This window comes from Photobacterium swingsii, from assembly GCF_024346715.1.
In the GTDB taxonomy this organism is placed as follows: Bacteria; Pseudomonadota; Gammaproteobacteria; order Enterobacterales; family Vibrionaceae; genus Photobacterium; species Photobacterium swingsii.
Genome location: NZ_AP024852.1, coordinates 511,328 through 534,031, shown reverse-complemented (window position 1 = coordinate 534,031; position 22,704 = coordinate 511,328). Strand labels below are relative to the sequence as shown.

The following is a 22,704-nucleotide window of genomic DNA, read 5'->3' as shown; positions in this document are numbered from 1 at the left end:
AGCGGACCCCGTATAACAATCAGAAAAAAGCCCAACTCATTATGAGCTGGGCTTTTACTTATACGTCTAGCAATTAACAGCTACAGAACTATCATGCCTGATAATGGGCAATCGCTTTCGCTAACCCTTGCGCTTGATCGGCCACTGCATTTGCTGCTTGAGCGTTTTCGTGCGAGATTTCCGCGTTCGAGGTGGTGATGTCACGGATCACAGTGACATTTTGCGCCACTTCATTTGAAACATGCGACTGCTCTTCAACAGCCGTGGCAATCTGAGTACTGGTATCCATAATTGCTTGCATATCCGTCATGATTTGGCTGATTTTCTGCTCTGCGTTGTCCACCTGTTCAACACTCATGTCACCCTGTTCACGACAACGGCTAATGTGTGCAACCACCTGCTCTGTTTGTCCTTGTAACGAGCCGATAATCGTGGTGATTTCTTCTGTCGACTGACGGGTACGTAATGCCAATGTACGCACCTCATCAGCAACAACGGCAAAACCACGGCCTTGCTCACCTGCACGTGCCGCTTCAATGGCCGCGTTCAGCGCCAACAAGTTCGTTTGCTCGGCAATCCCTTTGATCACATCAAGCACCGAACCTATGTTGTCCGATAAGCCAGATAAGTTAGCAATCTCATCGCTGGTTTGCGCTAAATCATCCGATAGCTGGCGAATACGCGTTTTCGTCATATTCACTTCTTGTAGGCCTTCCGTTGCGCCCTGATGGCTACTGTGTGCATTACCCGCCGCCGTTTCAGTATTCATCGCAATTTCACGGATGGTAACCCCCATCTCAGTCACTGCCGTTGCCACAGAATCCGTTTCTGCTTGCTGCTGAGCCATCGCACTCTCAGTATCACGGCTACGACGCTGAAGCTGCTCAGATGCCGCCCCCAGCTCAGTGATTGCAGTTTGTACATCGCTCACCAGTTGGCGAAGCCCCGTTAGCAAGTAATTGAAGTTAACCGCCATATCGCTAATTTCATCGCGTCCCGATTCGTCAGCGCGGTAGGTTAAATCATGACTTGTGGCAATGTCAGACATTAGCTTACTCATTGCACTGATTCGTTGTTGGATTGACTGGCTGATAAACATTGAAAGGGTCAACAGAGCTGCGATCACAATTAAGACAGCAATGATCGTGACTGTCATAATGTCTTGGCGCTGCGTTTCTGCAATCTCATGCAACTGTACAGACATCTCATTGAAGGCTTGCTCAAGCTGATGCGATTGCTGGCGAATATCACCACGTAAGCCTGACTTATGATCCAAGCCGACAATTTTATTCTGAGCAACAACTTGCTCAAGCGCGTTATTAAAAGCAACCAAAGGGGTTTTCACACGCGCGCCGACTAACTCTAGTTCCTGCTGATAAGCGGTTTGGTAATCTTGGAAGTAGGCTAAGTTTTGCGTGGCCGTGAACAGCTTGGCATCTTGGATCAATGAAAAAATCGCTTGTGCATCAAGCTGGCGAGATGCACTTTGCTGTAAAGCTTCCGCAGCTTGTTCAAACGCTAAGTTCAACCCTTGCTGTGAGGTTAACCCCAAGACTTGATAACCCGCAATCATCGCCATCATGCCTTGCTGATAGTTTTGAATAAATTGCGGCAAGGTATCCATGTGTACCAACTGCAGTTCCAGTTCAGTAACATTGCGATTCAGGCTTGCTAATTGCTGCTCAAATAATGCTGTATTTTCGTTAAATTGGCCTTGGTACTTAATATCAAAGCGCGCCAAAAAATCTTTTTCATTACGACGCAAGTTTAGCAAGGTCACTTCCAGCTCACTGACAGTCAATGTTGCTCTATCAATGGCTGCCACACGTTCATTGGCAAACCAACTCAGCGTTAACGATAACAGTAAGGCACTAACGGAAATCCCCGTTAAGCCTAAAAGTTTGTGTTTAATTTTCACAGTAAAGGTCCTTAGGAATGCGCTAATTCACTATTGGTATAATTGTTATAATCAGCTCTATCGGCCATACCAGAGAAAGGTTTAACGTTATTTACTGGCACGACAAGCAAGCATTCTTTAAGGGTGGCGACAGAAATTAACCATCAAGTTTAATATGCAACTCTAGGATCTAAAGCTGATAATACTGCGGGTATATAAGGAAAGGGTTCGAAAGTCATTCTCACAGCAACAACAAGGGTCAATCACAAAATATCGCTGCGTTTTATGTTGCCGAGCATCACAGTGTAATGTCGCGCTAATAACGATAAGATAGCGTGTTTGAAGTGAGATCTGGATCAAAAAACCTGAACACTGATTCTCACCTTGCCGCCATTGTACCTCGCCATGTTCATTGAGCTGTAAGCAACCGCGTTGTTGATACAATGTCTTGGTATGAGACAACCATTCAGTCAGTAACCCATCAAGGCAAAAAGCCACAATCAGCCCCATCGTCATTGAACTGCTGGCGACAATACAAAGAAAAATAGCCACACAAGCATAGGCAATATGCAGTGCAGCTATTTGGTATATGGAAGGGGAAATCGAAAGATTAACGAAGTTTGCTGTCGTTAAGGGCAATAATTTTATCCACCATCGCTGCATGAGCAGCATTTTCACTGCGACCGTGCTTCATCACCCACATAAACAAATCAGGATCATCGCACGTAAGCAAAGAGATAAAGTCACGTTGCTCTTGCTCTGATAAATCATCAAAGCACTCTTCGAAAAACGGCATGATAATCACATCTAATTCAAGCATACCGCGGCGACAAGCCCATTTTACACGTGCTTTTTCATCTGCACTGATCATGTTCAACCTCAATGTTCAACTTGGTTGGTAATTTTAGCGATATAGTACCAGTCACCAATAGCCGCTACTATGCGCAAGGACAAGCAATCTGCCAAGATGAGAGCTGTATCTGATCGATAGCTGACAAATCTTCCTTAGCCCATTACCATAGCAAGATATACTTCATTATTGTGATTACGTCCGCCAGCTAGCATGCTGTTGCCCAACGTGGTTACCCGAACAGTGGAAACGCCTTATGAGCACTTGGTCAAACGCCCTCAATTTTGAACATCTTCCAGTAGCCAGCAGCGATGCTCTGCCCGCGCTTTCTTTGGTGGATCTTTCTGATTGGTCACTGGTTACGCTAGTGGGTGAAGATAAAAAATCTTACTTACAAGGTCAGGTAACCTGTGATGTTGTTACCTTAGACCCAGCCCTTTCAACACTGGGGGCACATTGTGATGCGAAAGGAAAAATGCGCACTATTTTCCGTATTTTTCACCACCAACAAGGCTACGCTTTACTGCAACGTAAAAGCATCATGGCAACCCAATTACCTGAGCTGAAAAAGTACGCCGTCTTTTCTAAAGTTGATATTGAACAAGGTCAAGATATCTTGCTTGGCCTTTGCGGCGAAAATGCGCAAGCGGTTATTGACCAATGCTTCGCAGGTAGCGACGAAGTTCGTCCGTTTGATGGTGGTACCGCTGTTAAAGTTGATGATCAACGTTGGTTAATTGCCGTTGCACCAGCACAAGCAGAAGCCGTGGCTAATCAGCTGGCAACCGACGCAAAATTAGCCACAAGTTCACTGTGGGATCTGTACGATATTAAAGCCGCACTACCTCGTATTGAAGCAGCAACTGAGCTGGAATTTGTGCCACAGGCGATGAACTTACAAGCTGTTGGCGGGATTAGCTTCAAGAAAGGTTGTTACGTTGGCCAAGAAACGGTAGCGCGCGCAAAATATCGCGGTACTAATAAACGCGCTATGTACATAGCCCAAGGTGATACAGCACAATGCCCACAAGCAGGAGATGCATTAGAGCGCAGTGTCGGTGAAAACTGGCGTAAAGGCGGAACCATTATCGCGGGTTACCAATTCTCTGATAACCAAGCCATTGCCCTCGTGGTACTGCCAAATGATCTGGATGAAGACACCCAGTTCCGCTTATCAACACAGCCAGATAACCTTTGGACAACACAAGCTTTACCTTACTCGCTGGAAGATGAATAACACCATGTCAGTAACACAAACCGCAGTCATTCAATTACTTGAAGAAGAAGGCGTGGAATACCGCCTTTTACCACACAGTAAACCGGCCAAAACCATTGAAGAAGCCGCCCAAGAACGGGGCGTCGATCCTCAGCAAATGGTGAAATCGATCCTGCTGCGCGATATGAGTGGTTTTCATGTACTGGCCTGTGTGCCTGGACCCGCTCAAGTCGATCCTAAAAAAGTACGTGATATTTTTGGCTGCCGTCGCATGACTTGCGCAGACGCAACTGACGTAGAAAAAGTCACAGGGCTAGTTATTGGTACTGTCGCCCCGATTGGCCTCAAAAACCCGCTGCCCCTTATTTTTGATCAAAGTATCGAGCAGCACGACTTGGTCAATATCAGCAGTGGTGATCGCATGGCTGGGGTTGAGCTCAGCAAGGATGACTTACTGATCTTGTGTGATCCTATGATGGCCGATATTTGTCGTTAAATAATTCGACACCTATCAACCGCCATCAACCAAAAGGGAAGCTATGAAGTCGATTAACTGGCGCGGTGTGGATCTAAATTTACTAGTGGCTTTTTCAGCTCTGATGGAACACCGCAGCGTCACGCGAGCAGCCGATAAATTGTCAATCGGCCAATCTGCAATGAGTCACAATTTATCGCGCTTACGTCTATTACTTGGCGACCCTTTATTCGAGCGTCAGGGGCACCTTATGGTGCCTACTGCGCGGGCAATTGATCTTGCGCCAACAGTTGATACCATTTTGGCAATGATCACCAATCAAGTCCTGCAGCCAGAGCAATTTGTGCCTGATGATTACACAGGCACTTTTACCATTGGCTTGACCGATTACGCCGAACTGCTTTTTGCCCCAGCGCTGTTCGATACCTTGCAACAACTCGCGCCACAATGCCATCTCAGCTTTTGTAACATCGATCGACATAATTATCTCAATGCGTTTAGCGATCGTCATGTTGATATTGTGATTGGCTCTATGCACACAAATAGCAAAGAACTTGAAAGCCAGTATTTATATACCGAAGATCATGTTTGCTTATTTGACAGCGCCGCAACAGGGTTAACCGCACCAGTCAGCCTAGCGCGTTATATCATGACGCCACATGCGCTGGTCTCGCCCGATGGCGTATTGTGCAGCGGGATTGATCAACAACTGGCCGACCAAGGCTTCCAGCGCCATATCGCATTAGGGTCGCGAAATTTTCTCACTATTCGCCACCTATTGACGGGGCGAAACTTGATTTGTGTGGTATCGCGTTTAATGGCACAACTCGATATTTTTAACGACCAGCTCACGCAGTGCCCACCGCCCGTCGACATTGCTGACTTCGACATTAACTTATTGTGGCAACGCCGTAATACGGATCATCCAAAGCTCACTTGGTTACGCCAAATAGTGAAAGATACGGTCACTGAACGCGTCCATACGCTACGCCAGCCCTAATAAAACTAAATAACCGCGACATCATATCGCGGTCATCCCCTCGTTTATTGCTCTGAAGGCTTCGCAGAAGGCTCTTGAATTTGATACAGCTTATGGGTATCACACACTTCTTCGCAGTCGCATTCTTTATCGATACCCACATTGGCTAAGCCACCACAGCTACCTGCTATCGTTTTTTTCTTCACTATCCAGCCAATTGCCATTGCTGCTATCACACACAAGAAAATCGCTAGGGTTAATAGATAAGTCATCGGTCCCTTCCTTATTTAAGTTTAATACGACTAAGACCAGACAAACGCGACATACTATTCATCATCATGCCAATTTTAGGTGCAGCCGCTTTTTTGCTACCACAACCGCAGCCACACTCTCCTTTTTCCCGTTTACACGGCCGGCCATGCTCAGCAGCCGTTAAATTCAACTTATTTGCCGTCCCTGCTAACACATCACTGACAGGCGTCCGAGCAGCCACTTGGCTCACCACAAATCCAGCATTTAACAAGCGAGCAAGTGAGCGCTGACCAATACTGCCCAGTACAATTTCTTGCACACCTAACTCGCTCAAACGGCGCTGAAGCTGTTTTTTATGCTTACACCCTACCGCTTTGCTACCGCTGTTGATCATGCGCTCAATCAACTGACCTTGCGCGTCGTATACTGCAAATTCTGGGGCTTTACCAAAATGGCCTGCCACGTTGTTCGCTGCATTCACAGCTATTGCTCGTAACATTTCGAAATTCTCTCTGATTCAATCTTATTCACTAAGAATTGGGTTATTAAATTATTCTTTATTATTCACTGCCTGCGTATCGGCTAACGAGGCTGGTTGCAACTCTAACGCCATCCCTTCGACTAGGGCTTGTGCTGTCTTCTTACGTGCAGAGGCCAAGATATTACCCAGCGTTTGCCGAGAAACTCCGAGCTGCTCCGCAGCAGGTTGTTGCTGTAATCCCATAAAATCCACCAGACGAATCGCTTCCAATTCATCAGCAGCCAACTGGTGATGCGATAACTCAGACATAGGCACACCATTAGGCTTAAAACAGCTATAGGCTGGTCTGCAGCCAATACGTCGTGCAAGTTTCGGTCTAGCCATTGTGTCCTCAACTGTTATTGGCATACGCCATAAACCCATTATTGGCGTACGCCAAAAACCTTGTATTGATCCAAAACAAATCCACTGCTAATACCAGTGGGTAATAACAGCACAAAACACTGAATATCAGCGACCGTCATACTACGGCTGTTCAAACATTAAACAGGCATAAAATCAAATAAGCATAATTAAGCTATCAAAATGATAAAGTTACTGTTTTTAATTCTTTATAAAACAATAGGTAAGCGTTAGGTAATATGCAGGTGCGGTGATTTATTCACCGTTGGTATGGTTAGATGAAAAACAACCTAAAACAGAATAAATCACTTTTGATATAAATAAGAGCAAATAAATAAACCAATCAATAGGAAATAATAGACGCGTTATGCTAATTCAGTCACAAAAGTGAAATGTGTGCTGTTTTATAATATCTGCGTTCGAGACCAATGGAAGGTTAGTTTTTTATGCGAATGTTCAAACGTTACATGCCAAAGCTTGTCGCAAAGCACGTTAGTCGTTTATTCAGCGGCCGAGTTTATATAGATGGGCGTGGCGGTTATGAATTTAACAATGGATTGTTACTGGTACCGGTAAAGGCAGAGCAGCGTCATTACCAAACTGTGAATGAAGTGAATCAGGAGATTCGCCGTATTCGTGTGTACTAGCGGAAACTAATAGACTGCTTTAAGCCCACCTTAATGTGGGCTTTTTTGTTTCTTTGGCTTTATTCAGACTCATCAATCAGATCTTGATAGCGTTCTGCGTCAAGTAACTCATCAAGCTCTCCCTCGTCGTCACATTTCACCTTAAATAGCCAGCCATCGCCGTAGGGATCACTATTCACCAACTCAGGCGATCCTTCCAGATCTTCGTTCGCGTCAATCACAATACCCGTCAAAGGCGCATAGATATCAGAAGCCGCTTTGACCGATTCAGCCACCGCACACTCCTCACCTGCATCGGTGGCTGCATCTATTTCAGGCAGATCTACAAACACCATATCCCCTAACAGAGACTGAGCATGATCTGTTAGCCCTATGGTGTACACACCGTCACCTTCATCACGGATCCATTCGTGTGTAGTGGTAAAAAGCAATTCAGTCGGCACATAACTCATGGCGAAATATCCTTATGAAAACAGCCCGCAGCCTATGCCAAAACGCGCTGTATATAACAGGGAAAATAAGGTGCATGATTCACACATAAATGCACTGATAATTAATGTAGATGAAAAGTGCCAACTTGGACAAATTTGTTCTCTTTATCATTTCAGTATCGTTTTCACATTTATAGCAGGCACAAAAAAACCGCTATATAAATAGCGGTTTTACTGTTTTCACTCTAACAGTGACTTCCCTTAGCGATGCTTAGCAAGTTCAGGTAAAGATCCTGACAGCCCCAATGCACGACGCATAAACTCATCTTTCACACCGGGTGCTGTATTCGCAATCAGCATTCCCAAATCACGCACGAGTTTCTTCGCGGGGTGGCTACCATCAAACAAGTCACGGAAAGCCTGCATCGCTGTGATCATTTTTGCAGCTTCCGCTTTTCGCCAACGCTCATAATTGCGCAAGTTCGCTCGCTTACCTATATCTTGTTCTTGCAGCCATAAGGCTTTGATTTCTTGTGCTAAGCTTGCAGCATCTAGCAAGCCTAAGTTAACACCCTGTCCTGCCAGTGGATGAATGGTATGAGCAGCATCCCCCACCAGCGCAATACGCTCACGCACAAAGTCTCGGGCATAACGCATTTTAAGCGGAAACGCCTGACGCTCCCCCTCAACCTTGCACAAGCCCAGCTTGTTATCAAAAGCAACCGTTAGGGCTTTATTAAACTCAGCATCACTTAACGCGCACAATTCACTGGCTTGTTCTGGTGACACGGACCATACAATCGAGCAAAGATCGGGTTCATGCAAAGGTAGGAATGCCAAAGGTCCTTCAGGACGAAATACCTGGCGCGCTGTACTGTCATGCGGCTCACTACAACGAATATTGGCAACAATCGCACTATGACCGTAATCCCAATGCGTTAGCGGAATCGACATTTGATTACGCAGCCATGAGTTCGCCCCATCAGCGCCCACGACTAATTTGGCCGTTAAACTCTTACCCGATTCTAAACTCAACCATGCTTCTGTTTCACCAAAAGCAATATTGTGGCAACGCTCTGGCGCCAGCAAAGTCACGTTACTCAGCTGCTTAACCCGATCCAGCAAGGCTAATTGAATAGTACGGTTTTCTGCGATATGCCCTAAATCAGGCTGAGCCAAGCGGGCTGCATCAAAATCAATGCTGGCAAAACTGTCTTGCTCCCAGACCTGCATTTTTGCGTATGGCGCAAAGCGACGAGCCTCGATACCCGACCATGCACCAACCCCACGTAAAATACGCTCACTGGCGCGGCTTAACGCCGAAACTCGCACATCGGGTAGATCGGCTAATTCGGGTTCAGGTAACTTACCTTCAATTACCGCCACGCGCAGTTCTGTATCCGCTAGCGCAGCGGCGAGCGTTAATCCAACCATTCCACCGCCGATAATGGCGATATCAACACTTTGCATCATTTTTATCTTTCTACCTGTCCCATGGCACGCCTAACCAGCGGTGCTTTTAACGTATCAACAACACTCATCGCCATTAAACCTAAATTTCGTCCAGCCACCAATGGTAAACAATCATTGGCAAACAATCCCACCAACCCTGCGGTCATGTTAACAGTCGCCTGACGATCAGGCTGACGACGTTGGCGATAACGACTCAACATCGCAGTACCACCGATATCGCCGTGCTGCTGATAAGCCGTGACAATTTCTTCCGCCAGCGTCATAACATCGCGTAGCCCAAGATTAAACCCTTGTCCCGCAATCGGGTGTAAGGTTTGCGCTGCGTTACCCACCACAGCAACACGATGTGTCGTTATGCGTTTTGCTTGACGAAGCAGTAAAGGGTACGACGCACGCTGCCCTGTTTTGACCATAGCACCTAAGCGCCAGCCAAAAGCTTGCTGAAGTTCAGCGAGAAATTCACTGTCACTCCAGTTCATCACTTGCTGTTGATGCTCTGGCTTAATACACCACACCAAAGAGCTGCGCCCTTCAGACATCGGCAGTAAGGCAACAGGACCGTAAGGGGTGAATCGTTCAAAGGCTCGGCCTTGATGGGGTTCAGAGGTTGTAACATTGGCAATGATCGCCACTTGCTCAAAATCATGCTCTTGGCGTTCAATGCCTAGCATGTCACAACAGCCAGACAGAGCTCCATCAGCCGTTACCAACAACGATGACGCGATTTGCTCACCTGTACTTAGCGATAGCGTGACACTTTGTTGCTGACGCTCAATCGCCACGATACTGCTCGGACAATACATAGTGACTTGTTGGCAATCCGTTAGGTGCTGATGGAAGACACGACCAGCATCAGCTAATTCAATGACATAGCCTAAAGCATCTACGGCTTGTTGATGGGCACTAAGACGAACAATACCAGCATGACCACGATCAGAAACATGGATATCAGAAATAGCGGTGGCCTCTGGGCGCAAGGTTTGCCATATCCCTACTGTCTCTAATAAAGCGGTGGTACCCAAAGATAACGCAATACAACGCGCATCATAGCCAGGGTGGCTGTCTAATTGAGGTTTAACAGCTTCCACCACGGCCACTTTCAGACCTTGTCGGCTGAGAGTATCAAGCGCAATAGCCAACGATGCTCCCGCCATCGCACCGCCCGCAATCACTACATCAAAGTGCTTCACATTCATCCCTTACTTCAAATTGGATCAGTGTAACGTTGGCTCATCGTCTGCTGGCATGCCAGGAATATTAGGCTGCTCAACCGACTCAGGGCGTTGACCTAACCCGACTAAGCAACTCAGCACACACTCCGGCACGTAGGCAATGATTTGCTCAAGCAGTTGTGCTTGTTCGTCCATATCTTCATCTTCGTTGATACCAAGCTGCGCAATTTCTTCAAGTGCCGAGACAGCATCAGTAACATCAGGAGTTAACTCGGCTTTTTTCATGCCCATCAAGCCCATACCTGAAATAAAGTTAGTTACCCACTCGCTCAATGCTTCAGCGCGTAATTCCAACTCTTCATTTTCTGCTGGCAGTAATAGCGTCACCTCAAACTGGCTTTCTGCTAATTCTGCCGCTGTCGATGTAAATAAAACCTGTGCCATGCTATGCAACTCGCCAGATGCCGCATCAAAAACTTGGCGTACAGTGGCTTTAGCACTGTCTAGTAATGGTTCACCTTGGTTAGCATAATCGCAGACTGCCGCGACCCAACTTTCGTCAGATACCGCTAAACCACCACAAATCATTCCCATCAATAAGCCATGTAGCTCAGATGGCGACACTGCTAAACCGTGATTTTTTAGTTCACTATCAAGAACATTGTAAGCGGGTAGTTTTGCTTCACTCATGCGGTGATTACCTTCTCTAGATTGGCGTAAATCGTTATTGTGGTATGCTACCACTTATACCCTGCGGCATAAATAACGAGGGCGTCCCCAGTTGTGATAGAACTAGCATCATGGCTTTTGTTTGGGTGATGTTTACACCAGACTGCCTATTAACTGAGTAGTCAAACGGTGCTAAGCCGCAAAGCACAGTGTACAGACTTGCATGTTGAAAGGGCTTTATTCTATATTGACTCCCTATCGCAAGCAGGGTGTAACATACAGACACGCTGACACGGAGCAGATAAGAGACTTTATGAGTAATCAGGCAGTTGAAATCAAAATTCTAGGACGCACCTTAAAGGTAAATTGTCCTACAGGCCAAGAAGCCGCGCTTATTGCTGCTGCCGAAGATTTTGACCAGCGGTTGCAAAACTTGTCTGAACGCACCAAAGTCTCTAATCCAGAACAACTTTTAATGTTCGCGGGGCTTAATATTTGCAGTGAATTGCATAGTGAGCGTCGAGAAAAAGACAATAAAGCCGATGATTTATCCAATCGAATCAGCCAATTAGCAGAAACGTTAGATAAAGCATTGCAAAATCAACCAAAGCGTTGATAATGAATTGACCCTGGGGTGTTCGTGAGTGAATCAACGTCCCCGAGCCGATAAGCAAATACCCAGGATTGGCTTTTTTATTAGCTATTGAGCATGCTCAGCCCGACTGAGAAGCCTACGGTTAATGTTGCCGGTCCACCTTGAACATCTGGTTCAAGGGCTTAGATTTACCACGGCACCTTGGGGCATACCTTCAAGATAGCGTTCTTGCTTTACCAATTCATTTTCGTCATTGGATGACCTATGAGTTCAACGGTTACACGCTCGCCTCGACAATTAATTCGTCACCATGTGCGCACTCAGCGCCAAGCACTAACTTCAGCCCAGCAACACCAAGCCGCTCAGCAATTGTTGCAACAATGCCAGCAGTCTCACCACTTTACAGATGCTCAGCATATCGCACTCTATTTATCCAATGATGGTGAAATTGATACCCAGCCCGTAATTGATTGGCTGTGGCAGCAACATAAACATGTCTACTTACCAGTGCTACACCCCTTCAGCAAAGGGCACCTTTTATTTCTTCACTACACCAGCACAACAGCAATGCAAGCAAACCGCTACGGTATCCAAGAACCGATACTCGATATCCGTTTGGTTAAACCCGCTCGTGAACTTGATCTTATCTGCACCCCTCTGGTTGCCTTCGATCACACAGGTCAACGCCTAGGCATGGGCGGTGGTTATTACGATCGCACTCTTGCACCTTGGCATCATTCTCGCCAACATCCTTATCCACTTGGACTTGCTCATAACTGCCAATTCGTAGAACAACTCCCTCATGAAGCATGGGATGTTCCTCTACCCACCATTATTACCCCTGCACGTACATTTAGTTGGTCAACACCATAAATTCACCACCAGTAGCACAAAAAGCCCCCTAAAAAGCAAACGATTGGCTCAGTATTAAATAAATTGCTGATGCTAAGTCTCTGTATTACAAAGCCGTCTTGGTTTTTATTGGTGAAACAGAGACATAGGTCAACATTTTATCCTGACGAAGTTCACACTGTTAGCTATAATCAGCGCTCCCAACGCTCGTCATCATTACGACCAGGAGATAAAGCATGACTCAAGATGAAATGAAAAAAGCTGCCGGCTGGGCTGCACTCGATTACGTGAAAAAAGGCAGCATTGTCGGTGTGGGCACAGGCTCAACCGTAAATCACTTCATTGATGCTCTTGAATCGCGCAAAGAAGAAATCAAAGGTGCTGTTTCAAGCTCTGTTGCGTCAACCGAACGCTTAGAGAAGATTGGTATTCCTGTATTTGATGCAAACGAAGTATCAAGCCTTGATGTTTACGTTGATGGCGCAGACGAAATCAATGGCGATTTCGACATGATCAAAGGCGGTGGTGCAGCACTAACACGTGAAAAAATCGTGGCGGCTATCGCGAAAAAGTTCATCTGTATCGTTGATGACACTAAGCAAGTCGATGTACTTGGCCAATTTCCATTACCCGTTGAAGTGATCCCTATGGCTCGCTCTTTCATTGGTCGCGAACTGGTTAAACTAGGTGGTGATCCTGTTTACCGTGAAGGCTGCGTAACAGACAACGGTAACATTATTCTTGATGTTCATAACATGAAGATCACTGATGCCAAAGACCTAGAGAAGAAAATCAACGCCCTGCCAGGTGTAGTAACCGTGGGTCTATTTGCTGCTCGTGGTGCTGATGCCCTACTTGTTGGTAGCCCTGAAGGCGTGAAAAAATTCGAAAAGTAACCGTATCCCCAATACGTTATGTTGCTTGATTACAAAACGGCGCCCTCTGCGCCGTTTTTTATGCACTTTTTTGTAATATTCTTACCCTTATTGATTATTTTTTGATACGTTATTAACCAATATACGCTTTCAAGCTAGTCTTTATAGTATCGAGCTAACCCAACAGCTCCCCTACAACCTACTGGTATACTGTTGTTTTACAGTAACTTTACTGTATTGGAGTATCGCCCTCTAGGCTCTATAGACTGGATAATTAGCGACCCCAACTTCACTTGCGTTTTTAAGGATAAGAACCCCATGAATAACGTTTCACTGGATAAAGAAAAAATCAAAGTGCTTCTACTCGAGGGGCTCCACCCTTCTGCAATTGAAGTGCTTCAACAAGCAGGCTACACCAACATTGAGTACCACAAAGGCTCATTAGCCGGTGATGAACTGCTTGAAGCGATCAAAGACGCGCATTTTGTTGGGATCCGCTCTCGTACTCAACTGACCGAAGAAGTGTTTGCTGCTGCGAAGAAACTCGCGGCTGTCGGTTGTTTTTGTATTGGTACCAACCAAGTTGAATTAGAAGCAGCAACACGTCGCGGGATCCCCGTTTTCAATGCCCCTTTCTCTAATACCCGTAGTGTTGCTGAATTAGTATTAGGCGAAATATTATTGCTACTGCGCGGTATTCCAGAGAAAAACGCCAAAGCCCACCGCGGTGAGTGGTTCAAATCCGCCGATGCTTCATTCGAAGCCCGTGGCAAACGTCTTGGCATTATTGGGTATGGGCACATAGGAACTCAATTGGGTATTCTGGCTGAAAACCTCGGTATGCGAGTCTACTTCTACGACATTGAGAACAAGCTATCACTAGGTAACGCCACACAAGTCTTCTCAATGAGCGAGCTACTCAACAAATGTGATGTGATCAGTTTGCACGTCCCTGAAACCCCTGAAACACAAGACATGATGGGGGCAGAAGAGTTTGCCCGTATGAAACCAGGCTCTATCTTTATCAATGCCGCTCGCGGCACTGTGGTTGATATTGATTCGTTATGTAGTGCGCTTGAAAGTAAACACCTTGCAGGTGCAGCGGTGGATGTGTTCCCAATTGAGCCTAAAACCAATAAAGACCCGTTTGAATCGCCACTCATGCAATACGACAACGTATTACTGACCCCACATATTGGTGGTTCAACCCAAGAAGCCCAAGCCAATATCGGCCTTGAAGTTGCTGGTAAACTGGCAAAATACTCAGATAACGGTTCAACCTTGTCGGCGGTTGGTTTCCCTGAAGTATCGCTACCAGAACATCGTGACTGCTCTCGTCTACTTCATATTCATGAAAACCGCCCAGGTATTCTGAACCAGATCACAACGATTTTCGCCACAGAAGGCATCAATATCGCAGCACAATACCTACAAACAGGCGCTGAAATTGGTTATGTCGTGATAGATGTTGAAACAGAACGCTCTGAAGAAGCGCTTAATAAGCTTAAGCAAATCGAAGGAACGATTAGAGCGCGTATTCTGCACTAAGCGCTAAGCCCAAAAGAGTTGTTCGCCAAACAGTAAAAGGCCGCATTGTCATGCGGCCTTTCTATTTTTCAGTTTAAGTATGCAGATTAATCAACCAACTTAAATACGACATCCACGCTATCTTTAATCACTAACTGATCATTTTGGTAGCTCTCAGCCGCATCATTCGCCGAGTAAGATGCCATACGTGCTTGGGCGTAATAAGGCTGTACATTTTGGGTCAGGTAAGTAATTTTCCACACACCATCAAGGCTCTCACCAAAACCACTAGCAACCGATTCTGCTTTTTCTTTCGCATCTTTAATCGCGGCTAAGCGAGCCTGTTGCTTAATTTCAGCTTCTTTGCTGCTTTTCAGCTCGATATTCTGAATTCGGTTAATACCATCAACCAAAGACCCATCAAGGTAGGTGTTCAGCTTCGCTAACTCATTCACCGTTACCGTCACTTGACGATTTGCACGGTAACCGATCAATTTAGGCTCTTTGTTTTTCGGGTAAGTGTATTCAGGGTGTAATGAAATGTTCGCACTCTTAATGTTTTCACGTTTCACGCCTTGTTTCTCTAGACGTGCCATGAAAGCCACCACCGCTTTATCAACCGCTTGCTTAGCCTCTTTGGCTGTTTCACGCTTCTCTGCAACTTCAACATGCAAGATAGCCATATCCGCCGTGACGGTCACTTCACCATTACCTTGAGTGACCAGGTGTGGAAATTCCACATCAGCCGCAAACGCATGGGTAGAAAGTAGTGCTGTCGCACCAAGTACAGTGGCAAGTAACGTTTTTTTCATTGAATTTCTCCTACAAGCATGAATATATCTTGGACAACAAATGTCAGGGATCCTCCTAACAAGAACGTACTCTAGCAAAGCAAATTCAATTTGCACAGTGTTTTATTGTGAAGTTACGTCAATACAAACTGACAATTAAATCACTTATTGCGGTAGAACCTGCTGAGCATGCTGAACCAAGCGTTCAGATAATTCTGTCAACACCCCACTTTCTAGCGCCCAGTGATGCCAGTATAAACGACGTATTAACGTAATATCTGGGGTCAGGTTCACAAGCTCCCCCGCTGCCAGTTCATCCATAATTTGTATCCGAGGGATCAGGCAATAAGCGAGCCCTTCAGTCGCCATTTTGACGAAAGCTTCCGAGGATCGCACTGTGTGTTTCATCAAGCTACCAACCGGTAAATTAAAGTGCTGCTGGATAAATTGCTCATGCATATCATCATGATGGTCAAACGCCACTGCAGGCGCGGCAAATAGGTTGTCGCGGGTGGTGCCATCGGAAAAATAACGCGCCTGAAACTCAGGGCTGGCCACACATAGAAAATCCACCCGTCCTAAATAATCCGCCACACAACCAGGCATCGGGGTCGCATCCATACTGATCGCCCCCACCACCTCTCCACTTCTAAGTCGATCGAGTGTTCGCGCCTCATCTTCAATCAGCAAGGTTAACTCAATCCGACGTGCTTTCAGCAGCGGGCTTAAGGCAGGGAGTAACCAAGTCGCTAAGCTATCGGCATTGGTCGCTAACGAGACAGATAAAGGCTGACTAATATCGTCTGGTGTAAGCTCAGGCAGCAGCTCTTGCTCCAGTAAACGCACACGACGATATAACCCTAATAGCTTTTGTCCTGCGGCTGTCGGCCGTGGGGGTTGCTCACGCACTAATAAGGGTTGCGCCATGAGTTTTTCGAGTTGCTTAATCCGCTGAGAGACCGCAGATTGTGTAATGCACAGGTGTTCAGCTGCGCGTTCAAAACCTCGCTGGGCAATCACGGCATCCAATGCAGCAACCCAACGGTAGTCTAACCCTCTCATTTCTTTCCCTCACCTTGGCTTTCGATCATTAGAGGAACTTATGATGTATAAGTTTTATTAGTTGTACTTAATCCCATCGCTAAGTGTACGCTGGCGCCATTCATTTTGGTAGCCAGTAAGCCGTTCTGGTGCCATATCAAAACAGAACAATAAGGTAAGTAAAAACATGAGCATTTGGGCGTTATTACAAGGGTTTGGTTTAGGGGCAAGTTTAATCATCCCAATAGGTGCACAAAATGCTTACGTTTTGAATCAAGGAATAAAGCGTAACCATCACCTCGCGACCGCCACCATTTGTAGCGTATGTGATGTGATCTTTATTAGCCTAGGCATTTTTGGCGGCGGTGCACTGCTATCCAGTAATGAAACCTTACTAACCACAGTGACTGTAGGCGGTATCTTGTTCCTATTGTTTTACGGTAGCCTGTCTTTGCGTAGCGCTCTGAAGCCACAAAATGACGAAGAGCAAGCGCAGCAAGTCACAGCCCGTGGTCGTCGAGCCGTCATCCTAGGTGCACTGGCTGTCACTGTATTGAACCCACATTTATATTTAGATACTGTGGTGATTCTAGGCTCGATTGGCGGTCAGTTTGAAGGCAGTGACCGCATCGCATTTGCGATTGGTACTATCTTTGCCTCTTTTGCTTGGTTCTACACCCTATCAATTGGTGCTGCCAAGCTAGGCCCAACATTATCAAAACCTAAAGTAAAACGCGGTATCGATCTGGCCGTTGCCGCTATGATGTTATTTATTGCTACCCATTTAGCAAACGGACTGTGGATACAATATGGCGCTTAATACCTTAGAACAGATTTACCAAACCAATATCGACTTATTCAGTCGTGCGAATGTTCCTTATCAAGCATGGCAGCATGAACCGATATTAGATTTCGACACAGACGCTCGCATTGCCAATGAGCTTGGCTGGACAGCATCACCAAGTAAAAGCCTATTTATGAAGATAAAAGGTGGGGGGTACTGTCTACTCTTAACCCACCGTGATAGCCGTCTTGATAGCAAGTTGGTCAAGCAAGTCATAGGTAAACGCGTATCTGTGTGCAGTAATGAAGAAATGATCGCAGCTATTGCATGTGTACCTGGCGCGGTTTGCCCCTTTGCACTACCTGATGAGGTGATTCTTTTAGTCGACCCTGTGGTCTATTTACATCAAGAGCTGATGTATACCCCAGGTAAACCAGACCATACCTTTGCGTTTGAAACCAAGCACCTGGATGATCTTTTGGCTATGTTACCCAATAAGGTGATTCGCTTACCCACCGATATTCCAGCGTAACCCTCCCAATATAAAAAATGGCGCTCATCGAGCGCCATTTTTAATGTTATCTATATAAGCGAAAGTAACTTTAGCCTTCTAACTTATTAAGGTGCACATCCATTTGTGGGAATGGAATACCGATATTTTCTTTATCCAGTTCTTCTTTAATTGCTTGCAGCAAATCAAAGTACACGCCCCAGTAATCTTCTGTTTTCACCCATGGGCGAACCACAAAGTTTACAGATGAATCAGCCAGAGCAACCACACCCACCGTTGTTTCAGGATCTTTCAACACACGAGGTTCAGCGGCAACAACACGCGATAACACTTCTTTGGTCTTCTTAAGATCCGCATCATAAGACACACCAATCACGTAATCGATTCGACGAGTTGCATGACGAGAATAGTTAGTAATTGGGCTACCAATAACAGAACCGTTTGGCACCACTACCATTTTGTTATCCGGTGTTTTAAGTACCGTTGAGAAAATCTGAATTGATTCAACAGAACCGGCTACGCCACCAATCTCCACGTAATCGCCAGATTTGAATGGACGGAAGCTAACAATCAATACACCCGCAGCAAAGTTAGACAGTGAGCCTTGCAGTGCAAGACCAATGGCTAAACCCGCGGCACCGATCACAGCAACCACAGAGGCGGTTTGCACGCCCAAACGGCCTAGAGCTGCAATCAATACAATAACAAATAATAGGTAACGCACTAGTGAGTGAAGGAACTCAACAACCGCATCATCCATGTTCTTCTTACGCAGCACTTTGGCTACGCCATTCGCGATGCCTTTAACGATTAAGTTACCAATGAACAAAATCAGCAAAGCAGAAACAAGGTTAACCGCATATTGAATCAGTAGGTCTTGGTTATCTGCAACCCAAGTGCCAGCATTCAATACGCCTGACGTTAGCTCGTTTTCAGTAATAGTATCGACTACCTTGTCGGCTACACTCTCGGTCATATTTACTCTCTCTCTATTAACTCGCCTATATTGGCCTATATATCCAATAGAATAATCATCAGTGACTATAACAGCGATTTTATGATTTGCGGGGCATTATCAGCCATTCTTCCCTGACAATAAAATAATTAATCTTATCGTGACAATAAACATAGCTTATCAAGCAGCAAATTTTAAACAAAAAAAAGCCCGCAAAATGCGGGCTTTTCATCAACTTAAATGCTTAAAGCAAGGCGTGACTATAAATTATAGTACGTCGATTGCGTTAAGGTCTGAGAATGCTTTCTCAAGACGAGTAACCATAGAAGATTGACCAGCACGTAGCCATACACGTGGATCGTAGAACTTCTTGTTTGGCGCAGCTTCGCCAGTTGGGTTACCGATTTGACCTTGTAGGTAATCACGGTTTGCAGCTTCGTAAGTACGGATACCGTCCCATGTAGCCCACTGTGTATCAGTATCGATGTTCATTTTGATAACACCGTAGCCGATAGACTCTTGGATTTCTGCTTCAGAAGAACCAGAACCACCGTGGAATACGAAGTTTAGTGCGTTCGGTGCGATACCGAATTTCTCAGCACAGTATGCTTGAGAATCACGTAGGATAGTTGGAGTAAGTACAACGTTACCAGCTTGGTAAACACCGTGTACGTTACCGAAAGATGCAGCGATAGTGAAACGTGGGCTGATAGCAACTAGTTTCTCGTATGCGTAAGCAACATCTTCAGGAGAAGTGTAAAGCTCAGATGCGTCCATATCAGAGTTATCAACGCCGTCTTCTTCACCACCAGTACAACCTAGTTCGATTTCTAGTGTCATACCCATCTTAGCCATACGCTCTAGGTACTTACCAGAAATTTCGATGTTCTCTTCTAGTGACTCTTCAGAAAGGTCGATCATGTGAGAAGAGAAAAGAGGCTTACCAGTTTCTGCGAAGAATGCTTCACCAGCGTCTAGTAGACCGTCGATCCATGGAAGTAGTTTCTTAGCAGCGTGGTCAGTGTGAAGAATAACTGGAACACCGTAAGCTTCAGCTACAGCGTGTACGTATTTCGCACCCGCTACAGCACCAAGAATTTGTGCACCTTGACCTTCAAGTTTAACGCCTTTACCAGCGAAGAAACCAGCACCGCCGTTAGAGAACTGAACAACAACTGGCGCTTTAACTTTAGCAGCAGCTTCAAGAACACCGTTGATTGAATCAGTGTTAACAACGTTTACTGCTGGAAGAGCAAATTTATTTTCTTTTGCTACTTCAAAAACTTTCTGTACGTCGTCGCCAGAAATAACACCAGGTTTTACAAAATCGAAGATCTTAGACATAACAATAGTCCTATTAACTTGTTGTCTTTGTGAATTTTAAATCTTTGCAAACGTTTGCTACTGGGGCAGTATTCTATAAAAACCTGACCTAATTCACAAACATTTAAATATGGGAGCACTAGGCTCCCACATTAATAATTACGCTTTAGCACGCTCTTCAAGCATAGCTACTGCAGGAAGTACTTTACCTTCAACGAATTCAAGGAACGCACCACCACCAGTAGAGATGTAAGAAACATCTGCTTTGATACCGAATTTATCGATAGCTGCTAGGGTGTCACCACCGCCTGCAACAGAGAAACCTTCTGAATCTGCGATTGCTTTAGAAATACCTGCTGTACCTGCTTCAAAGTTTTTGAATTCAAATACGCCAACAGGGCCATTCCAAAGAATTGTTTTCGCGTTGCCGATGATTTCAGCAAGAGCAGCCGTTGAGTCAGGACCAAGGTCGAAGATCATGTCGTCGTCTTGAACGTCAGCAACGTTTTTGATTTCTGCTTCTGCATTTTCATCAAATGCTTTCGCACATGCAACGTCTGTCGCTACAGGGATTGAACACTCTTTCATTAGTTTTTGAGCAGTTTCCACTAGGTCTGCTTCGTACAGTGATTTACCAACGTTGTGGCCTTCAGCTGCAATGAATGTGTTTGCGATACCGCCACCAACAACAAGTTGGTCAGCAATTTTAGATAGAGACTCAAGAACAGTCAGCTTAGTAGAAACTTTAGAACCACCAACGATAGCAACCAATGGACGCTCTGGGTTGTCCATTGCTTTGCCTAGTGCTTCAAGTTCAGCAGCTAGTAGAGGGCCTGCACATGCAACAGGAGCGTGAGTACCTACACCGTGAGTAGATGCTTGTGCACGGTGAGCAGTACCAAATGCGTCCATCACGAAGATGTCACATAGTGCTGCGTATTTTTTAGATAGCTCTTCTTCGTTCTTCTTTTCGCCTTTGTTAAAACGAACGTTTTCAAGAACAACTAGCTCACCTGTGTTTAGCTCTAGGCCATCTAGGTAATCTTTTGCTAGTTTAACGTCGCAATCTAGTGCGTCGTTTAGGTAGTTAACTACAGGCGCTAGCGAAAACTCTTCAGCGTATTCGCCTTCAGTAGGACGACCAAGGTGAGAAGTAACCATTACTTTAGCGCCAGCTTCTAGGCAACGCTTAATAGTAGGTAGAGATGCAAGAATACGAGCATCTGAAGTTACTTTACCGTCTTTTACTGGCACGTTTAGGTCAGCACGGATAAATACGCGTTTACCTGCAAGTTCCAGGTCAGTCATCTTGATTACAGACATTCTTTGTCCCTTTTCAAAGTTAGCTAAAATCTTTCAAGCTCGGCACTGTGCCCAACTCACGAATTCTTTACTTTATCTGTCTACTTTAGCCGTTAGTGCAGGCTAAAAGGCTACTCTCCCGTTGGGAGACCATCGTAGCTTTGATGCATCGCCAATGCGGTATCTAACATCCGATTGGCAAATCCCCATTCATTATCACACCACACCAGCATTTTAATTAGGTGCTGATTACTGACTCGGGTTTGTGTTCCGTCGACTATCGCGCTATGAGGATCGTGATTAAAGTCGATCGAGACCAGTGGTGCTTCGGTGTAATCTACAATATTTGCTAATGTACAACGAGTCGCGTCCAACAGTGATTGATTTACGTCATTAACTTTCACATTTGTTTTAACTGTGACGCTTAAATCCATCGCGGTCACATTTATTGTCGGTACTCGGACCGAAATAGCTTCAAATTTGTCAGAAAGTTTCGGAAATATGCGACCAATACCCAAGTGCAGTTTAGTATCAACCGGAATAATTGACTGGCTAGCTGCGCGAGTACGGCGTAAATCTGTGTGGTATGCATCAATGACCTGTTGGTCATTCATGGAGGAGTGAATCGTTGTGATCGTGCCCGACTCGATCCCGAAGGCTTCGTCCAGCACTTTAATAACAGGGACAATACAGTTAGTGGTACACGAACCATTTGACACAATACGGTCATCTGGCTTCAGCGTTTCATGGTTCACACCATAAATAATGGTATTGTCGATATCAGTTGCAGCAGGGTGTGAGAATAACACTTTCTTCGCGCCAGCTTGAAGGTGGGCTAGCCCATCTTCACGAGAGCCAAAAATCCCCGTACAGTCGAGCACAATGTCAACATCGAGGTCACGCCAAGGCAGTAAGTTAATATCACTTTGATGAAGGATACGGATAGAGTCTTGTTCGCCATTTTGATGGGCAATAAACAAGTGCTCCTGATCATGAGAGACAGGCTTAAAGAAACGACCATGGCTAGTATCATATTGTAACAAGTGGGCCATAGCTTCAGGCTCAGCCAACTCGTTAACTGCCACGATGTCTATTTGCTGGTGTTTACCGCTCTCGTACAAGGCGCGTAACACACTGCGGCCAATTCGGCCAAATCCGTTAATTGCGACTTTTAGTGTCATATCCGTGCTACATAAGAATTAAG

At 45.6% G+C, this 22,704-nt stretch carries 26 protein-coding genes and 1 other RNA gene; 11 read left to right on the top strand and 16 right to left on the bottom strand.

Annotated features, from left to right (window positions below; all coding sequences use genetic code 11):
* Positions 1–91: 91 nt before the first annotated feature.
* The 3 genes from OCU77_RS02640 to OCU77_RS02635 all read right to left on the bottom strand — a co-directional run bounded on the left by OCU77_RS02640 (position 92) and on the right by OCU77_RS02635 (position 2,768).
* On the bottom strand, positions 92–1,918 hold the full coding sequence (locus OCU77_RS02640; protein ID WP_048900576.1) for a methyl-accepting chemotaxis protein: 1,827 nt from the start codon (positions 1,916–1,918) through the stop codon (positions 92–94).
* A 162-nt stretch (positions 1,919–2,080) separates the two neighbouring features.
* Positions 2,081–2,560 carry a protein YgfX gene (locus OCU77_RS25235; protein WP_390624759.1) on the bottom strand — a complete coding sequence of 160 codons (480 nt, stop codon included), beginning with the start codon at positions 2,558–2,560 and terminating at the stop codon, positions 2,081–2,083.
* Complete coding sequence (locus OCU77_RS02635) at positions 2,508–2,768, bottom strand: FAD assembly factor SdhE (protein WP_048900575.1); 261 nt, start codon at positions 2,766–2,768, stop codon at positions 2,508–2,510. The genes OCU77_RS25235 and OCU77_RS02635 overlap by 53 nt, the downstream gene beginning before the upstream one ends.
* A gap of 235 nt (positions 2,769–3,003) precedes the next feature.
* Between OCU77_RS02635 and ygfZ the strand changes: the two genes are divergently transcribed.
* From ygfZ to OCU77_RS02620, 3 genes are read left to right on the top strand one after another with little or no spacing between them, the layout of a single operon-like run.
* Positions 3,004–3,984 carry a tRNA-modifying protein YgfZ gene (gene ygfZ / locus OCU77_RS02630; RefSeq protein WP_048900574.1) on the top strand — a complete coding sequence of 327 codons (981 nt, stop codon included), beginning with the start codon at positions 3,004–3,006 and terminating at the stop codon, positions 3,982–3,984.
* The gene (locus OCU77_RS02625) at positions 3,977–4,459 is read left to right on the top strand and encodes an aminoacyl-tRNA deacylase (protein WP_048900573.1); all 483 of its coding nucleotides are present in this window, start codon (positions 3,977–3,979) and stop codon (positions 4,457–4,459) included. The genes ygfZ and OCU77_RS02625 overlap by 8 nt, the downstream gene beginning before the upstream one ends.
* Positions 4,460–4,502: 43 nt before the next feature.
* The gene (locus OCU77_RS02620; RefSeq protein ID WP_107303061.1) at positions 4,503–5,438 is read left to right on the top strand and encodes a LysR family transcriptional regulator; all 936 of its coding nucleotides are present in this window, start codon (positions 4,503–4,505) and stop codon (positions 5,436–5,438) included.
* A gap of 44 nt (positions 5,439–5,482) precedes the next feature.
* Here OCU77_RS02620 and nqrM read toward each other — a convergent pair whose 3' ends face one another.
* Genes nqrM through OCU77_RS02605 form a run of 3 tightly spaced genes read right to left on the bottom strand, consistent with a single transcriptional unit; the run spans position 5,483 to position 6,534 of the window.
* The gene (nqrM, locus tag OCU77_RS02615; protein WP_048900572.1) at positions 5,483–5,689 is read right to left on the bottom strand and encodes a (Na+)-NQR maturation NqrM; all 207 of its coding nucleotides are present in this window, start codon (positions 5,687–5,689) and stop codon (positions 5,483–5,485) included.
* A gap of 11 nt (positions 5,690–5,700) precedes the next feature.
* A complete protein-coding gene (locus tag OCU77_RS02610; protein WP_048900571.1) occupies positions 5,701–6,168 on the bottom strand; it encodes a NifB/NifX family molybdenum-iron cluster-binding protein in 468 nt (155 codons plus the stop codon).
* Between the two features lie 51 nt (positions 6,169–6,219).
* Positions 6,220–6,534, bottom strand: a complete 315-nt coding sequence (locus tag OCU77_RS02605) for a DUF134 domain-containing protein (protein ID WP_107303075.1) — start codon at positions 6,532–6,534, stop codon at positions 6,220–6,222.
* Positions 6,535–6,998: 464 nt separating this feature from the next.
* On the opposite strand from OCU77_RS02605, the gene OCU77_RS02600 reads away from it, so the two are divergent.
* Positions 6,999–7,199 (top strand): DUF1107 domain-containing protein, encoded by a 201-nt coding sequence (locus OCU77_RS02600; protein WP_048900570.1) that lies wholly within the window; start codon positions 6,999–7,001, stop codon positions 7,197–7,199.
* Positions 7,200–7,258: 59 nt separating this feature from the next.
* Here the strand turns inward: OCU77_RS02600 and gcvH are convergent, their stop codons facing one another.
* From gcvH to OCU77_RS02580, 4 genes are all read right to left on the bottom strand, one after another.
* Positions 7,259–7,642, bottom strand: coding sequence for a glycine cleavage system protein GcvH (gcvH, locus tag OCU77_RS02595; protein ID WP_315972518.1), 384 nt, complete (start codon positions 7,640–7,642; stop codon positions 7,259–7,261).
* Positions 7,643–7,891: 249 nt separating this feature from the next.
* The gene (locus tag OCU77_RS02590) at positions 7,892–9,103 is read right to left on the bottom strand and encodes an FAD-dependent 2-octaprenylphenol hydroxylase (protein WP_048900567.1); all 1,212 of its coding nucleotides are present in this window, start codon (positions 9,101–9,103) and stop codon (positions 7,892–7,894) included.
* A 2-nt stretch (positions 9,104–9,105) separates the two neighbouring features.
* Positions 9,106–10,299, bottom strand: coding sequence for a 2-octaprenyl-6-methoxyphenyl hydroxylase (gene ubiH / locus OCU77_RS02585; RefSeq protein ID WP_048900566.1), 1,194 nt, complete (start codon positions 10,297–10,299; stop codon positions 9,106–9,108).
* Positions 10,300–10,317: 18 nt separating this feature from the next.
* Positions 10,318–10,965 carry a UPF0149 family protein gene (locus OCU77_RS02580; RefSeq protein ID WP_048900565.1) on the bottom strand — a complete coding sequence of 216 codons (648 nt, stop codon included), beginning with the start codon at positions 10,963–10,965 and terminating at the stop codon, positions 10,318–10,320.
* A 292-nt stretch (positions 10,966–11,257) separates the two neighbouring features.
* Here OCU77_RS02580 and zapA point away from each other — a divergent pair, with 292 nt between their 5' ends.
* From zapA to serA, 5 genes are all read left to right on the top strand, one after another.
* Positions 11,258–11,560, top strand: a complete 303-nt coding sequence (zapA, locus tag OCU77_RS02575) for a cell division protein ZapA (protein WP_048900564.1) — start codon at positions 11,258–11,260, stop codon at positions 11,558–11,560.
* Between the two features lie 7 nt (positions 11,561–11,567).
* Positions 11,568–11,751, top strand: a non-coding RNA gene (ssrS, locus tag OCU77_RS02570) — 6S RNA.
* 52 nt (positions 11,752–11,803) lie between these two features.
* On the top strand, positions 11,804–12,412 hold the full coding sequence (locus OCU77_RS02565; RefSeq protein ID WP_107303062.1) for a 5-formyltetrahydrofolate cyclo-ligase: 609 nt from the start codon (positions 11,804–11,806) through the stop codon (positions 12,410–12,412).
* Positions 12,413–12,627: 215 nt separating this feature from the next.
* The gene (gene rpiA, locus OCU77_RS02560) at positions 12,628–13,287 is read left to right on the top strand and encodes a ribose-5-phosphate isomerase RpiA (protein ID WP_048900563.1); all 660 of its coding nucleotides are present in this window, start codon (positions 12,628–12,630) and stop codon (positions 13,285–13,287) included.
* Between the two features lie 297 nt (positions 13,288–13,584).
* The gene (gene serA, locus OCU77_RS02555; RefSeq protein WP_048900562.1) at positions 13,585–14,814 is read left to right on the top strand and encodes a phosphoglycerate dehydrogenase; all 1,230 of its coding nucleotides are present in this window, start codon (positions 13,585–13,587) and stop codon (positions 14,812–14,814) included.
* 86 nt (positions 14,815–14,900) lie between these two features.
* Here serA and OCU77_RS02550 read toward each other — a convergent pair whose 3' ends face one another.
* Positions 14,901–15,605, bottom strand: coding sequence for an oxidative stress defense protein (locus OCU77_RS02550; RefSeq protein WP_107303063.1), 705 nt, complete (start codon positions 15,603–15,605; stop codon positions 14,901–14,903).
* 144 nt (positions 15,606–15,749) lie between these two features.
* A complete protein-coding gene (locus OCU77_RS02545) occupies positions 15,750–16,646 on the bottom strand; it encodes a LysR family transcriptional regulator ArgP (protein ID WP_048900561.1) in 897 nt (298 codons plus the stop codon).
* A 166-nt stretch (positions 16,647–16,812) separates the two neighbouring features.
* Here OCU77_RS02545 and OCU77_RS02540 point away from each other — a divergent pair, with 166 nt between their 5' ends.
* Positions 16,813–17,445, top strand: coding sequence for a LysE/ArgO family amino acid transporter (locus OCU77_RS02540; RefSeq protein ID WP_048900560.1), 633 nt, complete (start codon positions 16,813–16,815; stop codon positions 17,443–17,445).
* Positions 17,435–17,941: a YbaK/EbsC family protein gene (locus tag OCU77_RS02535; RefSeq protein ID WP_048900559.1), complete on the top strand. Its 507-nt coding sequence runs from the start codon at positions 17,435–17,437 to the stop codon at positions 17,939–17,941. The genes OCU77_RS02540 and OCU77_RS02535 overlap by 11 nt, the downstream gene beginning before the upstream one ends.
* 70 nt (positions 17,942–18,011) lie before the next feature.
* Here OCU77_RS02535 and mscS read toward each other — a convergent pair whose 3' ends face one another.
* The 4 genes from mscS to epd form a co-directional block, all read right to left on the bottom strand.
* Positions 18,012–18,896 (bottom strand): small-conductance mechanosensitive channel MscS, encoded by an 885-nt coding sequence (gene mscS, locus OCU77_RS02530; protein ID WP_048900558.1) that lies wholly within the window; start codon positions 18,894–18,896, stop codon positions 18,012–18,014.
* Between the two features lie 246 nt (positions 18,897–19,142).
* Positions 19,143–20,219, bottom strand: a complete 1,077-nt coding sequence (fbaA, locus tag OCU77_RS02525; protein WP_048900557.1) for a class II fructose-bisphosphate aldolase — start codon at positions 20,217–20,219, stop codon at positions 19,143–19,145.
* A gap of 138 nt (positions 20,220–20,357) precedes the next feature.
* Positions 20,358–21,521: a phosphoglycerate kinase gene (locus OCU77_RS02520; RefSeq protein WP_107303064.1), complete on the bottom strand. Its 1,164-nt coding sequence runs from the start codon at positions 21,519–21,521 to the stop codon at positions 20,358–20,360.
* Between the two features lie 110 nt (positions 21,522–21,631).
* Positions 21,632–22,681 carry an erythrose-4-phosphate dehydrogenase gene (gene epd / locus OCU77_RS02515; protein WP_107303065.1) on the bottom strand — a complete coding sequence of 350 codons (1,050 nt, stop codon included), beginning with the start codon at positions 22,679–22,681 and terminating at the stop codon, positions 21,632–21,634.
* Positions 22,682–22,704: the final 23 nt, after the last annotated feature.

Coding starts and splice junctions, on each gene's coding strand:
- zapA (WP_048900564.1), top strand. CDS start 11,258: ATGAGTAATCAGGCAGTTGAAATCAAAATTCTAGGACGCACCTTAAAG.
- OCU77_RS02535 (WP_048900559.1), top strand. CDS start 17,435: ATGGCGCTTAATACCTTAGAACAGATTTACCAAACCAATATCGACTTA.
- OCU77_RS02605 (WP_107303075.1), bottom strand. CDS start 6,534: ATGGCTAGACCGAAACTTGCACGACGTATTGGCTGCAGACCAGCCTAT.
- nqrM (WP_048900572.1), bottom strand. CDS start 5,689: ATGACTTATCTATTAACCCTAGCGATTTTCTTGTGTGTGATAGCAGCA.
- mscS (WP_048900558.1), bottom strand. CDS start 18,896: ATGACCGAGAGTGTAGCCGACAAGGTAGTCGATACTATTACTGAAAAC.
- OCU77_RS02620 (WP_107303061.1), top strand. CDS start 4,503: ATGAAGTCGATTAACTGGCGCGGTGTGGATCTAAATTTACTAGTGGCT.
- OCU77_RS02540 (WP_048900560.1), top strand. CDS start 16,813: ATGAGCATTTGGGCGTTATTACAAGGGTTTGGTTTAGGGGCAAGTTTA.
- OCU77_RS02545 (WP_048900561.1), bottom strand. CDS start 16,646: ATGAGAGGGTTAGACTACCGTTGGGTTGCTGCATTGGATGCCGTGATT.
- ubiH (WP_048900566.1), bottom strand. CDS start 10,299: ATGAATGTGAAGCACTTTGATGTAGTGATTGCGGGCGGTGCGATGGCG.
- OCU77_RS02565 (WP_107303062.1), top strand. CDS start 11,804: ATGAGTTCAACGGTTACACGCTCGCCTCGACAATTAATTCGTCACCAT.
- OCU77_RS25235 (WP_390624759.1), bottom strand. CDS start 2,560: ATGCAGCGATGGTGGATAAAATTATTGCCCTTAACGACAGCAAACTTC.
- OCU77_RS02625 (WP_048900573.1), top strand. CDS start 3,977: ATGAATAACACCATGTCAGTAACACAAACCGCAGTCATTCAATTACTT.
- OCU77_RS02635 (WP_048900575.1), bottom strand. CDS start 2,768: ATGATCAGTGCAGATGAAAAAGCACGTGTAAAATGGGCTTGTCGCCGC.
- fbaA (WP_048900557.1), bottom strand. CDS start 20,219: ATGTCTAAGATCTTCGATTTTGTAAAACCTGGTGTTATTTCTGGCGAC.
- serA (WP_048900562.1), top strand. CDS start 13,585: ATGAATAACGTTTCACTGGATAAAGAAAAAATCAAAGTGCTTCTACTC.
- OCU77_RS02600 (WP_048900570.1), top strand. CDS start 6,999: ATGCGAATGTTCAAACGTTACATGCCAAAGCTTGTCGCAAAGCACGTT.
- rpiA (WP_048900563.1), top strand. CDS start 12,628: ATGACTCAAGATGAAATGAAAAAAGCTGCCGGCTGGGCTGCACTCGAT.
- epd (WP_107303065.1), bottom strand. CDS start 22,681: ATGACACTAAAAGTCGCAATTAACGGATTTGGCCGAATTGGCCGCAGT.
- OCU77_RS02550 (WP_107303063.1), bottom strand. CDS start 15,605: ATGAAAAAAACGTTACTTGCCACTGTACTTGGTGCGACAGCACTACTT.
- OCU77_RS02580 (WP_048900565.1), bottom strand. CDS start 10,965: ATGAGTGAAGCAAAACTACCCGCTTACAATGTTCTTGATAGTGAACTA.
- OCU77_RS02520 (WP_107303064.1), bottom strand. CDS start 21,521: ATGTCTGTAATCAAGATGACTGACCTGGAACTTGCAGGTAAACGCGTA.
- OCU77_RS02590 (WP_048900567.1), bottom strand. CDS start 9,103: ATGATGCAAAGTGTTGATATCGCCATTATCGGCGGTGGAATGGTTGGA.
- OCU77_RS02610 (WP_048900571.1), bottom strand. CDS start 6,168: ATGTTACGAGCAATAGCTGTGAATGCAGCGAACAACGTGGCAGGCCAT.
- ygfZ (WP_048900574.1), top strand. CDS start 3,004: ATGAGCACTTGGTCAAACGCCCTCAATTTTGAACATCTTCCAGTAGCC.